Origin of the sequence: Pseudomonas sp. NFPP28 (assembly GCF_900115535.1) — a bacterium.
Taxonomy (GTDB): Bacteria; Pseudomonadota; Gammaproteobacteria; order Pseudomonadales; family Pseudomonadaceae; genus Aquipseudomonas; species Aquipseudomonas extremorientalis.
This window is the reverse complement of the sequence record NZ_FOWT01000001.1, coordinates 183,966-196,196: the sequence shown is the minus strand read 5'-3', so window position 1 is coordinate 196,196 and position 12,231 is coordinate 183,966. Positions and strand designations below refer to the sequence as shown.

Below are 12,231 nucleotides of genomic sequence, written 5' to 3'. Positions count from 1 at the left end.
TTCTAGCCGCTCGCGACGTAAATAACCGCTTCACTTTACTCATAAGGATCTGAAACTCATGCGTCTGCATCCATGGACTGTTGCACTGTTGTTGTGTGGGGTAGTTGCCCACGCCGAAGCGTTCTCCACGCCAAAACCCGGACAAGTGATCGAGGTGGCCCTCGAACAACTGCACCCGACCCAGGCCGTGGTGGGCTTCGACCAGATTTACTACAGCCTGGGGCTGTTCGCGGACAAACCCGCCAAGGTCTTCGATGAATACTGCGAGACCAACGGCCAGGGCGAAGCCGACAAGGTGCCCAAGGGCGCGGACTTGCACCAGCCGTCGAGTTTTACCTGCCAGGACCCGGTCGGCACCCATCCCGACGACATGAAAACCGTGGTAGTCGGCCCCGGCGGCCAGTTGTACCTGACCGATGGTCACCATAGCTTCACCACCTTGTGGGAAGTCCCTGGTGGCGGCCCTCGCTTGAACATGTGGGTCAAGGTCACGGATGACTTCAGCAGCAGCCCGGATATGAAGAGCTTCTGGCTGCGCATGCAAGCGGCGCGCAAGGTCTGGCTCAAGGACAGCCAGGGCCAGACCCTGCCGCCCGAGCAGTTGCCGGCACACCTGGGTTTCAAGAACCTGCAGGACGACACGTTCCGCAGCCTGGTGTATTTCACCCGCAAGGCCGCCTATGGCAAACCTGAGGCTGGCGAGGTCGCACCGGAGTTCCTGGAGTTCTACTGGGGCAATTGGCTGCGCACTCAAATTGACTTGGGCAAGTACAACCTGAACAAGAAGGGTGGTTACAAGGACGCCATCGAAGCCGTCGCCAAGCGCATGGTCAGCCTGGCGCCCGGCTCACAGGTCGGCGACAGCGGCTTTACCGCCCATCAACTGGGCGGCATGACCAGGCTCGACCGTAACGAACTGGAAAAGATCTTCGACAAAAAAGTGCCGTACGTGATCGATTACCGCAATTCCCTGCGCTGACCGATCACACCTTCTGTGCAATCCAGATGGTGTGCCGCGTGCCCTTGTTGCCATGGGCAAACACCTGGACTTCCTCGGCCTTGAAACCGGCCTTGCGCAGTTTGTCGCTGAACAGCTTGTCGGCGCTGGCCGACCACACGGCCAGCACGCCCTTGGGGCGCAGGGCCTTGGCGCAGGCGGCCAGGCCACCGGCGGAGTAAAGCCAGCTGTTGGCCTTTTGCGTAAGGCCTTCGGGGCCGTTGTCCACGTCCAGCATGATCGCGTCAAAACCCTGAGGTTCGGCCTGCAGCACCTTGGCGACATCCTCCAGGCGGATCACCGTGCGTGGGTCCAGCAGCGGCCGGCCGGATTTTTCTCCCAGCGGCCCACGGTTCCATTCCACGACCCCCGGCACCAGTTCTGCCACGACCACCTCGGCGGTCTTGCCCAGGTGTTTGAGCGCCGAAGCCAGGGTGAACCCCATGCCCAGGCCACCGATCAGCACCCGCGAATCCGGACGCCCGGCAACTTTGCGGCAGGGAATTTCCGCCAGCGCATCTTCGGAGCCATGCATGCGCGTGTTCATCAATTGGCCGCCGTCACCGCCCTGGATCTTGATGACAAAATCTTCACCGTATTCGAACAGGCACAAGGCACCGCCGTTGTCGGGGATCGGGGTGGTGTCGAGCAGAACGAAACGTTTCATGGAAATCTCATTGGGAAGGGCATTCTTGCGCGGTTGGGAGTAGCCTTGTGACATTCCGGTCAGGCCATGGAGCCATCGATGAAGTGCAGCATTCTAACGGTCATTGTGTTGAGCGCGCTCGCCTGTGGTGCGACGCAGGCTCAGGAGTTGCAAACCGTACCGGTCGCGCCCGCCCCGACGCCAGGCGCGCCGGGCACCCCGACGCCGACGTTGTACCCGCAGGTCACCCCGCCTGCCGTGCCCAAGACCAACGGTTCGCCACCACTGGTGCCTATCGTGCTGCCCACGCCGCCGAAGGACCAGACGGTGCCCGGCCTGCTGCAAAACGACAGCAAGCCGAAGTCGCCGGGCGGTTAAAACTGTTGCGACAGTAACTGCCCGTCGGCCATGCGCAGGCGCTTGGACAAGGCGATGGCTATCGCGCGGATGATCTTGGCGGCGATCCTGGGCGCTTCGTTGAGCATCTTTTCCAGGGAATCCCGGCCCAGGTTCAGCAGCACGCAGTCACTGGCCGCCACGCAACTGGCGGAACGCCGCTCGCCGTCAAGTACCGCCATTTCACCAAAGGCCCGACCGCTGCGCAGGGTAGCGATGGTCAGGCGCTGGCCGTCATGATTGGTTTTCTGCACCGCCACCTGGCCACTGTGGATGATGCACATGAAGGTGCCGGCGTCCCCTTCGAGGAAGATCGCTTCGTCACGGGCGATGCTGCTGATGTTGAAGTAGCCGGCGGCGACGTGAAAGTCTTCCGGCAACAGCGGGTCGAACAGGCCGCAATCCATGAGCATGTCGCGGATTTCGGTATTCATTAATGTCGGTAGTGCCATGGCTGCAATCTTGATCCATCAATCAGTAGGCGGTCCTGTGGTCAGACAGGACCGCCCGGCTAAGTTCCTTAAACCAGCCCCAGCGCCTTGAACACAAATCCATATTCGAGCGCTACGTCACGTAATCCCTGGTAACGACCGCTCATGCCACCGTGGCCGGCGCCCAGTTCGGTCTTGAGCAGCAGCAGGTTGTCGTCGGTCTTGGTGTCGCGCAACTTGGCGACCCATTTGGCGGCCTCCCAGTATTGCACGCGGCTGTCGTTGTAGCCGGCGATCACCAGCAGGTGCGGGTAGGCCTGGGCGCTGACGTTTTCGTAAGGCGCGTAGGCCTTGATGCGCTCATATACTTCGGGCTCTTGCGGATTGCCCCACTCGTCGTACTCGGTGATGGTCAGCGGCAGCTCGGGGTCGAGCATGGTGTTGAGCACGTCGACGAACGGCACTTCGGCAATCGCCGCCTGGAACAGCGCCGGGCGCTGGTTGAGCACGGCGCCGATCAACAGGCCGCCGGCGCTGCCGCCGCTGATCACCAGTTGCCTGGATGTTGTCAGGCCCTCGGCGATCAGGTGTTCGGCACAGGCGATAAAGTCGCTGAAGGTGTTTTGCTTGTGTTCCTGCTTGCCGTTGCGATACCAGGCCTCGCCCAGCTCGCCACCACCGCGCACGTGGGCGATGGCAAACGCTACGCCCCGGTCCAGCAGGCTCAGGCGGGCGTGGGAGAACCAAGGGTCGAGGCTCGAACCGTAGGCGCCGTAGCCGTACAGGTACAGCGGTGTGGGCTTGCCGAGCTGGTCGCGCTTGACCACCAGGCTGATCGGCACCCGGGTGCCGTCCGCGGAGGTGGCCCACAGGCGCTGGCTCACGTAGTCGTCGGCGTTGAACACGCCCAGTACCGGGGTCTCCTTGAGCACCTGTTGTGCACCGTTGGCCAGTTCCAACTGGCGGACCTGGGCCGGGCGGTTCAGGGCCTCGTAGCGCAGGCGGATTTTGTCGCTGACAAACTCCAGGCTGTTCTGTACGTAGAGGCTATAGGCTGCGTCGGGCAATTCCACGCGATACACCGGCAATCCTTCCGGGTGCACCTCGATCACCGGCAGGCCGCCGATGCGCAGGCTCAGGGTCATGGCGCTGGTGTTGAGACTGACGCCGTCGAGCATCACGTCCTCACGATGAGGGATCAGGTTCTGCCATTCGCCTTCGGTCGGCACGTCGCCAATGTCGGTGGCCACGAACAGCGCGTAGTTGATGCCATCCCGGTTGCTGCGGATAAACCAGGTCCACGCGCCATTAAGCTGACCGTGATCGACATCGTACTCATGGTCCTCGACCCGTGGTGCCAGGCAGGTGAACGCCAGCTGCGGTTGGTCGGCATCCAGCGCCCAGACTTCGCTGGTGGTCTTGCTGCCCAGCGACAGCAGCAACTGGCGTTCGGAGCTGGAACGGTAGCAATGCAGGAAGAAACGCCCGTCGGGCTCGTGGAACACTTCCTGCGCCGCCGTGCCATCCAGGCGATAGCGATAGAGTTTGTGCGGGCGGTGCGTGTCGTCCAGTTCGCCGAAGAACAGCGTCAGGCTGTCATTGGCCCAGGTCATGCTGCCGTCGCAGTCTTCAAACTCCAGCTCGCTGACCTTGCCGGTGGCCAGTTCCTTCACGTACAGGGTGTAGATCTCTTCGCCACTGGTATCGAGGCTGTAGGCCAGGCGCTGGTGGTCGGGGCTGATGCTGAACGCGCCGAGGGAGAAGAAACCGCCATTGGCCAGTACGTTCGGGTCCAGCAACAGCTCTTCGCTGCTGTCATCCACCTGGTTGCTGTCATCCGCCGGGCGGCGGCAGCGGTAGTGGCGGGCGTACTCGTCACCGGCGGTGGTGCGGGTGTAATACAAGTACGGCCCCCACGGCGAGGGCAGGGACAGGTCGGTTTCGAGGATGCGGCCCTTGATCTCTTCGAACAGGCTGTCGCGCAGCGCCTTCTGGTCGGCGAGTTGCGCTTCCTGCCAGGCATTCTCGGCCTTGAGGTAATCGAGCACCTCGGCGCTGTCGCGCTCTTGCAGCCAGGCGTACGGATCGGGGCCTTGGGCCTTGCGGGCAATCGGAGCAGTCGATACAGGCATAGGATTGATCTCTATCTGGCAGACGGTGGCAGGCATTGCAGCCGCGACACGCAAAAGCCGTTATCATAGCCGCCTGTTTGCCAACCTTGCCATGGACACCATGACCGAGAACGACTATCTGACCGCTTGGGGCCTCTACGCCTTCGCCGCTTTGGGCTGCCTGTTGGTGTGGTGGCGCATGACCCGCTGGATCTGGCGCTGGTTGCGCGAGCCGCTGCAATTGCTGATGGCGGTGCTGCTGTTGAGCCCGACCATCGTCGACCCGGTCAAGACCCAGTTCGCGCCGGCGGTGGCCATCACCGCCCTCGATCTGGTGCTCAAGGTCGGCAATAACGCCTGGCGGGCCATCTCCGATCTGTTCATGTACACCATGATCGCCTTTGGCGTGTACCTCGTGTTCGTGTTGATCCGCTGGCCCATCGAGCGTGCCGCAAAGGCCCGTCGCGAGCGCAAGGCCGCCGCCGATGCGGCCCTGGCCGCCGAGCCGGATCAAGATGAAGACGACGTGCCCTTCCGCCGTCCTGCACCCGTGAGCGGTATGCGCGTCGAACCGCGCCTTTAACGTCGTCCGCCCTGCAGCGAGAGCCCTGGCATGTGTGAATTATTGGGCATGAGTGCCAACGTCCCCACCGACATCGTGTTCAGCTTCACCGGGCTGATGCAGCGCGGTGGGCGCACAGGCCCCCACCGTGACGGTTGGGGCATCGCGTTCTACGAAGGCCGTGGCCTGCGTCTGTTCCAGGACCCGGCCGCCAGCAGTGAGTCGGAAGTCGCGCTGCTGGTGCAGCGTTATCCCATCAAAAGCGAAGTGGTCATCGGCCATATCCGCCAGGCCAATGTCGGCAAGGTCAGCCTGGCCAATACCCACCCGTTCGTGCGCGAACTGTGGGGCCGCAACTGGTGCTTCGCCCATAACGGCCAGTTGGCGGACTTCAATCCCCGCGCCACGTTCTACCGCCCGGTGGGCGACACCGACAGTGAAGCGGCCTTCTGCGACCTGCTCAACCGCGTGCGTGAAGCCTTCCCCGAGCCGGTGGACATCGAAAAAGTGCTGCCGGACCTGATCGCCGCCTGTGCCGAATACCGCAGCAAGGGCGTGTTCAACTGCCTGCTCAGCGATGGTGACTGGCTGTTCTGCTACTGTTCGACCAAATTGGCACAGATTACCCGGCGTGCGCCGTTCGGCCCGGCGCGCCTGAAAGATGTCGACGTGATCGTCGACTTTCAGGCCGAAACCACACCTAACGATGTGGTGACGGTGATTGCCACTGAACCTTTGACCGACAACGAAAACTGGACCCGCTACGAACCGGGCCAATGGAGCCTGTGGCGACGCGGTGAATGCGTCAGCCAGGGCATTACCGAGTAAGGATATCGCCCATGTTGCTCAGTTATCTGCGGTTGGTGCTGTTTGCGATTGGCCTGCTGATCGGCGTGCAAGTCCCGGGGTTTATCAACGACTATGCCAAGCGCGTCGAAGCGCACCTGATCGAGGCCCAGACCGGCCTCAGCGGGTTTGAGAACACCGCACGCCAGTTCTTCAACGGCGATTTGAAAGCGTTGGTGGCGCATTACCGCGCCAGTGATGACCCGGTGTTCCAGAGCGATGCCAACAGCCTGGGCGCCATGCTTGACCGCCAGGTGGCGTTGGACAAGCAATTCCAGGCCATGCAAGGCCCGTGGTACATCCGCGCCCTGCAGGTGGCGGTGGCGGCTGACCCGGATATCCGCCTGGAAACCTGGAACGGCTACAGCTACCAGATCCTGCTGACGCCCGAGGCCATGGGTTGGGGGCTGGGCGGGGCGATGCTGCTGTCGTTTGGTCTGGAATGCCTGTTCCGCCTGATCGACTGGGTGGTGCTGGGCGGCAAGCGCCTGCGCCAGAGCCGGCCGATCGAAGAGCGCGACCTCAAGGGCCTCTGAGACAAAATGTGGGGGGCTTGCCCCCTCCCACAGTTTTAATCCTGTGTCTTCAGTGAGGTTGTGTGCTCAGTAGCATCCGCTCTACGCCAACCTCTTCGGCATACCGTGCAACCACCTTCTGGCACAGCCCCACAATCTCTTCCACCAACTCCACCCCCACGCGCCACGACACCACCACCTGCAAGTTCGGCAGCTTCTGCGCCATCGGCAACATCACCAACTCCCCACGCGCCAGTTCCTCGCTGACCAGCACCGGCGGCAGTGCGCCGATGCCGAAGCCATCGCGCAGCAGGCGGGTGATGGCCGACACCGAGTTCACACAGTTCATGCGTGGCGCGGCCACGCCGTTGGCTTGCATCAGGCTGATCACGTCCTGGTGCGGGTGGGAGTTTTTCGAGTAGGTGATGATGCGCTCCTGGGCCAGTTCGGCGAGGGAAGCGTAGTCGCGGTTGTAGATCGACTGGCTGGCGACGATCCAGGCCATGGGGTGGCTGGCCAGTTCCAGGCTGCGCACGGTTTCCAGGCGCAGCAGGTCGGTTTGCAGGATCAGGTCGAGGAAGCCTTTTTGCAGCTGATCGCTGAGGTTCAGTGCAGTATCGGCGACCAATTCGATTTCCACGAGGGGGAAGTGGTCCATCAATTCCGCCACCAAGGGGCTGAGCCAGGTATGGATCACCGTGTCCATCGCACCGATGCGGATGCGCCCGACCTTGCTGCTGGTGGTCTCCAGGGACTGCTTCAGGCCCTGCATGGTCACCATCATCTGCTCGGCGTAATCCAGCACCTTCAAGCCTTCCGGGGTCAGGCTCACGCCCCGTGAGTCACGCAGAAACAACTTCACCCCCAACTCGCTTTCCAGCACCGCGATGCGGCTGGAGATCGAGGCCTGGGTGGTGAACAGCTTCTCGGCGGTCAGGCGGAAACTCTTGAGCTTGGCCACCCAGACGAAGGTTTCGAGGAACTTCAAATTCATGGGATCAACTTTTTCTTATGCATGGATCGGTTTTTATTAGTTGGACGCCGCACCGGGCCAGCGCCAAAAATCGAGCCATTGCACGATAAGCGCCGTTGGGGTGTCAGGACAAGTTGCGAGTTCTGCGTAAAAAATCCCACACTACAAGCAAACAAAGCCTACAGGAGCGACAGTCCGTGAGCCGTCTTTTACTCAATTGCGACATCGGCGAAAGCTTTGGCAACTGGACCATGGGTCTGGACGCCGAGGTCATGCCGTTCATCGATTGCGCCAACGTGGCCTGCGGTTTCCATGCCGGTGACCCGAGCATCATGCGCAAGACCGTCAGCCTGGCGCTCAAGCATGGCGTGCAAATCGGTGCACACCCGGCGTACCAGGACCTGCAAGGCTTTGGCCGTCGCTCCATGGCTTATACCCCGCAGGAAATCCAGGACCTGTTGCACTACCAGATCGGTGCGCTCGATGGTCTCTGCCGTGCCCAGGGCGGGCGGGTCAGCTACGTCAAGCCCCATGGCGCGATGTACAACGACATGATGGCCAACCCCGTGCAATTGCGCGCAGTGATCCAGGCCGTGGCGGCGTACGGCGAACTGCCGCTGATGCTGCTCGCCACCCGTGACAACAGTGCGGCCCAGGCCTTGGGCGCCGAATACGGTGTCACCCTGTGGTTCGAAGCCTTCGCCGACCGCGCCTATGACAACAACGGGCACCTGGTGTCGCGGCAGTTGCCGGGTGCCGTGCACCATGATTCCGACACCATCGTGCAGCAAGCCCTGACCCTTGCCCGTGGTGAGGCGCTGATTGCCAGCGACGGCAGCCCGCTGCTCCTGCAAGCCAATACCCTGTGCGTGCACGGCGACAATGCAAGCTCGGTCGCGGCGGTACAGCGTATCCGCGAGGCATTGAAGCCAGCATGAAGCCACGGATTGAAGTGGTCGCCATCGACTGCCTGATGGTGCGCCTGTTTGATGCTATCGCCGAAACCAACATGCCGTGGATGCTCGCCGCTACCCAGCGCCTGCGCAGTGGCTTCGGCGCGGCGTTGGTGGACCTGGTGCCGTCCTATACCACTTTGATGGTGCATTACGACCTCGGCGGCGTGAACCCGGCCCAGGCGCGAGCACTGATCGAGCAGGCCCTTGCCGACCTGCAGCCGCAAGCCCAGGGCGGCGGCCAGTGCCATGTGCTGCCGGTGTGGTACGACTTGAGCGTCGGCCCGGAATTGACCTTGCTCAGCCAGCGCAGCGGTTTGGCTATAGACGAAGTGATCCGCCGCCACAGTGCCCACGAATACCAGGTGTTTGCCCTCGGTTTCGCGCCCGGCTTCGCCTTTATGGGGCTGGTGGATGAAGTTCTTGCCACGCCGCGTCTGAATACCCCACGCAAACGCGTAGCGGCCGGTAGCGTCGGCATCGCCGAACGACAAACCGCCGCCTACCCGGTGGTGTCGCCGGGCGGCTGGAACCTGATCGGCCGCACGCCGGCCAGGCTCTTCGACCGCGGGCGCGACGGCTACAGCCTGATGCAGCCCGGCGACACGGTGCGCTTCGAAGCGGTCGAGCGTGCTGAATTCATCAAGTTGGGTGGCGATGACACGCCGTTGGAGGCGCAGGCATGAGTCGCTTACTGATCGAGGCCAGCACGCCGTTGTGCCTGTTGCAGGACGCCGGTCGCTTTGGCGTACGCCACCTGGGCGTGACCCAGGGCGGGGCGCTGGACTGGGTGTCGATGTCCTGGGCCAACTGGCTGCTGGGCAATGCACTGGACGCGCCGGTGGTGGAAATCACCCTGGGCGGTTTCACCGTGCAGGCCGAGGATTATTGCCTGCTGGCCCTGGCCGGTGCAGACCTGGGCGCGTACATCGATGAACGCGCCATCAGCCCGGGCCGCAGTTTTATCCTGCAAAAGGGCCAGCGTTTGCGCTTCACCCAGCCGTTCAGCGGTGCGCGGGCCTATCTTGCGGCACCGGGCGGCTTTGATGCGCCGGCTGTGCTTGGCAGTTGCGCCACGGTTGTGCGTGAAGAGTTGGGCGGGGTGGACGGTTTCGGCAAGGCGTTGGCCGAGGGAGGGCGCTTGGTCTACTCCGGTACAGGTGGTGCAATGAAGGTGCTGAGTGCACCGGATTTGCAATCCGGTAAACCGTTGGATGTGATCGTTGGCGCACAGATTGGCCAATTCAGCGGCCAGAGCCTATTCGACGCCTTCAACACCGCATGGGCCCTCGACAGCCGCGCCGACCGCATGGGTATGCGCCTGCTGGGCGCGCCGTTGCAATACCAGGGACCGTCGCTGATTTCCGAAGGCATTCCGCTGGGCGCGATCCAGGTTCCGCCGGATGGGCAGCCGATCGTGTTGCTCAATGATCGACAGACCATCGGTGGCTATCCGCGCCTGGGTGCATTGACGCCGTTGTCGCTGGCGCGGCTGGCGCAATGCTTGCCGGGGGAGACGGTGCGGTTGGCGCCGGTGGTGCAGGAGACGGCGCACCAGCAGCACATCGACTTTCTGAAGCGGTTCACCACGACCTGAAAAACACTGAGGTCAAAATGTGGGAGGGGGCTTGCCCCCGATGGCAGTGTCTCAGTCAACACATCAGTGACTGGGCCTCTGCTATCGGGGGCAAGCCCCCTCCCACATTGGATCTCCTACAGTATTAGGGGGGGCGTTTATTTGGAGAGGAAACGCATCCCTTCTTCAAGCCCGCGCAAGGTCAGCGGATACATCTGATCCTCCACCAACTCCCGCACAATCCCCGTTGACGCCGTATACCCCCAAGTGTCCTTGGGATACGGGTTGATCCAGATCAGCTTCTTGTACTTGGCCATGAAGCGCTGCATCCACACATACCCAGGCTCCTCGTTCCAATGCTCGACGCTGCCGCCGGCCTGGGTGATCTCATACGGTGCCATCGAGGCATCGCCGATAAAGATCACTTTGTAATCCGCGCCGTATTTGTGCAGCAGGTCCTGGGTCGAGGTGCGTTCCGAGGTGCGGCGTTGGTTGTTCTTCCACACTGATTCGTACACGAAGTTGTGGAAGTAGAAGTACTCCAGGTGCTTGAACTCGGTCTTGCACGCAGAGAACAGCTCTTCGCAGATCTTCACATGGGCGTCCATCGAACCGCCGATATCGAACAGCAACAGCAGCTTGATGGTGTTGCGCCGCTCCGGGCGCATCTGGATATTCAGCAAGCCGGCGTCGCGGGCGGTGTGGTCGATGGTGCCGTCGATATCCAGCTCTTCCGCCGCGCCCTGGCGCGCAAACTTGCGCAGGCGGCGCAGGGCGACCTTGATATTGCGCGTGCCCAGTTCCACTTGGTCATCGAGGTTCTTGTACTCGCGCTGGTCCCACACCTTGACGGCCTTGCCCTGGCGCTTGCCGGCATCGCCGACGCGAATGCCTTCCGGGTTGTAGCCGCCGGAGCCAAACGGGCTGGTGCCACCGGTGCCGATCCACTTGTTGCCGCCGGCATGGCGCTCTTTCTGTTCTTCCAGGCGCTTCTTGAATTCCTCGATCAGCTTGTCGAGGCCGCCGAGGGACTGGATCTGCGCCCGTTCCTCATCGGTCAGCGAGCGTTCGAACTCCTTGCGCAGCCACTCTTCGGGGATCAGCGCCTGCAGGTGGTCGTCGAGCTTTTCCAGGCCGTTGAAATAGGCACCGAAGGCCCGGTCGAACTTGTCGAAATGCCGTTCATCCTTGACCAGGATCGCCCGGGCCAGGTAGTAGAACTCGTCCATGTCGGCAAAGGTCACGCGCTGCTTCAGCGCATTGATCAGGTCAAGCAGCTCGCGCACCGACACCGGCACCTTGGCGGCGCGCATCTCGTTGAACAGGTTGAGCAACATCAGCGATTACCGCGACGGCTCATGAACGCCAGACGTTCCAGCAACTGCACGTCTTGCTCGTTCTTCACCAACGCACCGGCCAGCGGCGGGATGGCCTTGGTCGGGTCGCGCTCGCGCAGCACCGCTTCGCCGATGTTGTCGGCCATCAGCAGCTTGAGCCAGTCGACCAGTTCGGAGGTGGAGGGCTTTTTCTTCAGGCCGGGCACTTTGCGCACGTCGAAGAACACGTCGAGCGCTTCGCTGACCAGGTCTTTCTTGATGTCCGGGTAGTGCACATCCACGATCTTCTGCAGGGTAGTGCGGTCGGGGAAGGCGATGTAGTGGAAGAAGCAGCGGCGCAGGAACGCGTCCGGCAGTTCTTTTTCGTTGTTGGAGGTAATGATGATGATCGGGCGTTTCTTGGCCTTGATGGTCTCGTCGATTTCGTAGACGTAGAACTCCATCTTGTCGAGTTCTTGCAGCAGGTCGTTGGGGAACTCGATGTCGGCCTTGTCGATTTCGTCGATCAGCAGGATCACTCGTTCTTCGGACTCGAAGGCCTCCCAGAGCTTGCCCTTCTTCAGGTAGTTGCGCACGTCGTGCACCTTGTCCACGCCCAGTTGCGAGTCGCGCAGGCGGCTCACCGCGTCGTACTCGTACAGGCCCTGGTGGGCCTTGGTGGTGGACTTGATGTGCCAGGTAATCAGCCTGGCACCGAAGGACTCGGCCAGTTGCTCGGCGAGCATGGTCTTGCCGGTGCCCGGTTCGCCCTTGACCAGCAGCGGCCGTTCCAGGGTGATGGCGGCGTTGACGGCCAGTTTCAGGTCATCGGTAGCCACATAGGCCTGGGTGCCTTCGAACTTCATCGGTGCTTCCTCGCATTCATCAATGCCGGGACTATACCGCGCA

The 12,231-nt window shown here is 62.1% G+C and carries 14 protein-coding genes; 8 read left to right on the top strand and 6 right to left on the bottom strand.

Translation table 11 applies throughout. The annotated features are described in order from the left end of the window. The first annotated feature begins 58 nt into the window (after nt 1-58). Nucleotides 59-979 carry a ParB/Srx family N-terminal domain-containing protein gene (locus BM110_RS00990; RefSeq protein WP_093512023.1) on the top strand — a complete coding sequence of 307 codons (921 nt, stop codon included), beginning with the start codon at nt 59-61 and terminating at the stop codon, nt 977-979. Between the two features lie 4 nt (nt 980-983). On the opposite strand, the gene BM110_RS00985 is transcribed toward BM110_RS00990, so the two are convergent. Then, entirely contained in the window at nt 984-1,664 is a 681-nt protein-coding gene (locus BM110_RS00985; RefSeq protein ID WP_071488984.1) for a spermidine synthase, read from the bottom strand. A 78-nt stretch (nt 1,665-1,742) separates the two neighbouring features. Here BM110_RS00985 and BM110_RS00980 point away from each other — a divergent pair, with 78 nt between their 5' ends. Then, the gene (locus BM110_RS00980) at nt 1,743-2,021 is read left to right on the top strand and encodes a hypothetical protein (RefSeq protein ID WP_071488985.1); all 279 of its coding nucleotides are present in this window, start codon (nt 1,743-1,745) and stop codon (nt 2,019-2,021) included. Here BM110_RS00980 and BM110_RS00975 read toward each other — a convergent pair. Continuing rightward, nucleotides 2,018-2,491 (bottom strand): cyclic nucleotide-binding domain-containing protein, encoded by a 474-nt coding sequence (locus tag BM110_RS00975; RefSeq protein ID WP_093126142.1) that lies wholly within the window; start codon nt 2,489-2,491, stop codon nt 2,018-2,020. The genes BM110_RS00980 and BM110_RS00975 overlap by 4 nt on opposite strands. Before the next feature lie 68 nt (nt 2,492-2,559). Further along, nucleotides 2,560-4,602 carry a S9 family peptidase gene (locus tag BM110_RS00970; protein ID WP_093512021.1) on the bottom strand — a complete coding sequence of 681 codons (2,043 nt, stop codon included), beginning with the start codon at nt 4,600-4,602 and terminating at the stop codon, nt 2,560-2,562. A gap of 25 nt (nt 4,603-4,627) precedes the next feature. Between BM110_RS00970 and BM110_RS00965 the strand changes: the two genes are divergently transcribed. From BM110_RS00965 to BM110_RS00955, 3 genes are read left to right on the top strand one after another with little or no spacing between them, the layout of a single operon-like run. After that, complete coding sequence (locus tag BM110_RS00965; RefSeq protein ID WP_058425328.1) at nt 4,628-5,164, top strand: hypothetical protein; 537 nt, start codon at nt 4,628-4,630, stop codon at nt 5,162-5,164. Between the two features lie 30 nt (nt 5,165-5,194). Next, nucleotides 5,195-5,971 carry a class II glutamine amidotransferase gene (locus tag BM110_RS00960; RefSeq protein WP_071488988.1) on the top strand — a complete coding sequence of 259 codons (777 nt, stop codon included), beginning with the start codon at nt 5,195-5,197 and terminating at the stop codon, nt 5,969-5,971. Between the two features lie 11 nt (nt 5,972-5,982). Continuing rightward, a complete protein-coding gene (locus tag BM110_RS00955; RefSeq protein ID WP_071488989.1) occupies nt 5,983-6,525 on the top strand; it encodes a DUF2937 family protein in 543 nt (180 codons plus the stop codon). 49 nt (nt 6,526-6,574) lie between these two features. Here the strand turns inward: BM110_RS00955 and BM110_RS00950 are convergent, their stop codons facing one another. After that, nucleotides 6,575-7,498 (bottom strand): LysR family transcriptional regulator, encoded by a 924-nt coding sequence (locus BM110_RS00950; RefSeq protein WP_093126149.1) that lies wholly within the window; start codon nt 7,496-7,498, stop codon nt 6,575-6,577. A gap of 176 nt (nt 7,499-7,674) precedes the next feature. On the opposite strand from BM110_RS00950, the gene BM110_RS00945 reads away from it, so the two are divergent. The 3 genes from BM110_RS00945 to BM110_RS00935 are packed head-to-tail and all read left to right on the top strand — an operon-like array spanning nt 7,675 to nt 10,027. Further along, entirely contained in the window at nt 7,675-8,415 is a 741-nt protein-coding gene (locus BM110_RS00945; protein WP_093512019.1) for a 5-oxoprolinase subunit PxpA, read from the top strand. Then, nucleotides 8,412-9,116, top strand: a complete 705-nt coding sequence (locus tag BM110_RS00940; RefSeq protein ID WP_093512017.1) for a 5-oxoprolinase subunit B family protein — start codon at nt 8,412-8,414, stop codon at nt 9,114-9,116. Before BM110_RS00945 ends, BM110_RS00940 begins: the two co-directional genes overlap by 4 nt. Further along, on the top strand, nt 9,113-10,027 hold the full coding sequence (locus tag BM110_RS00935; protein WP_093512015.1) for a 5-oxoprolinase subunit C family protein: 915 nt from the start codon (nt 9,113-9,115) through the stop codon (nt 10,025-10,027). The genes BM110_RS00940 and BM110_RS00935 overlap by 4 nt, the downstream gene beginning before the upstream one ends. 137 nt (nt 10,028-10,164) lie before the next feature. Here BM110_RS00935 and BM110_RS00930 read toward each other — a convergent pair whose 3' ends face one another. After that, nucleotides 10,165-11,343 (bottom strand): vWA domain-containing protein, encoded by a 1,179-nt coding sequence (locus tag BM110_RS00930; RefSeq protein ID WP_071488994.1) that lies wholly within the window; start codon nt 11,341-11,343, stop codon nt 10,165-10,167. Continuing rightward, nucleotides 11,343-12,188 carry an AAA family ATPase gene (locus BM110_RS00925; RefSeq protein ID WP_003189627.1) on the bottom strand — a complete coding sequence of 282 codons (846 nt, stop codon included), beginning with the start codon at nt 12,186-12,188 and terminating at the stop codon, nt 11,343-11,345. The genes BM110_RS00930 and BM110_RS00925 overlap by 1 nt, the downstream gene beginning before the upstream one ends. Nucleotides 12,189-12,231 lie beyond the last annotated feature (43 nt).

Excerpts from the sequence above, each read along its gene's own strand:
- BM110_RS00925 (WP_003189627.1), bottom strand. The coding sequence starts at position 12,188 with ATGAAGTTCGAAGGCACCCAGGCCTATGTGGCTACCGATGACCTGAAA.
- BM110_RS00940 (WP_093512017.1), top strand. The coding sequence starts at position 8,412 with ATGAAGCCACGGATTGAAGTGGTCGCCATCGACTGCCTGATGGTGCGC.
- BM110_RS00955 (WP_071488989.1), top strand. The coding sequence starts at position 5,983 with ATGTTGCTCAGTTATCTGCGGTTGGTGCTGTTTGCGATTGGCCTGCTG.
- BM110_RS00990 (WP_093512023.1), top strand. The coding sequence starts at position 59 with ATGCGTCTGCATCCATGGACTGTTGCACTGTTGTTGTGTGGGGTAGTT.
- BM110_RS00960 (WP_071488988.1), top strand. The coding sequence starts at position 5,195 with ATGTGTGAATTATTGGGCATGAGTGCCAACGTCCCCACCGACATCGTG.
- BM110_RS00950 (WP_093126149.1), bottom strand. The coding sequence starts at position 7,498 with ATGAATTTGAAGTTCCTCGAAACCTTCGTCTGGGTGGCCAAGCTCAAG.
- BM110_RS00930 (WP_071488994.1), bottom strand. The coding sequence starts at position 11,343 with ATGTTGCTCAACCTGTTCAACGAGATGCGCGCCGCCAAGGTGCCGGTG.
- BM110_RS00975 (WP_093126142.1), bottom strand. The coding sequence starts at position 2,491 with ATGGCACTACCGACATTAATGAATACCGAAATCCGCGACATGCTCATG.
- BM110_RS00985 (WP_071488984.1), bottom strand. The coding sequence starts at position 1,664 with ATGAAACGTTTCGTTCTGCTCGACACCACCCCGATCCCCGACAACGGC.
- BM110_RS00980 (WP_071488985.1), top strand. The coding sequence starts at position 1,743 with ATGAAGTGCAGCATTCTAACGGTCATTGTGTTGAGCGCGCTCGCCTGT.
- BM110_RS00935 (WP_093512015.1), top strand. The coding sequence starts at position 9,113 with ATGAGTCGCTTACTGATCGAGGCCAGCACGCCGTTGTGCCTGTTGCAG.
- BM110_RS00970 (WP_093512021.1), bottom strand. The coding sequence starts at position 4,602 with ATGCCTGTATCGACTGCTCCGATTGCCCGCAAGGCCCAAGGCCCCGAT.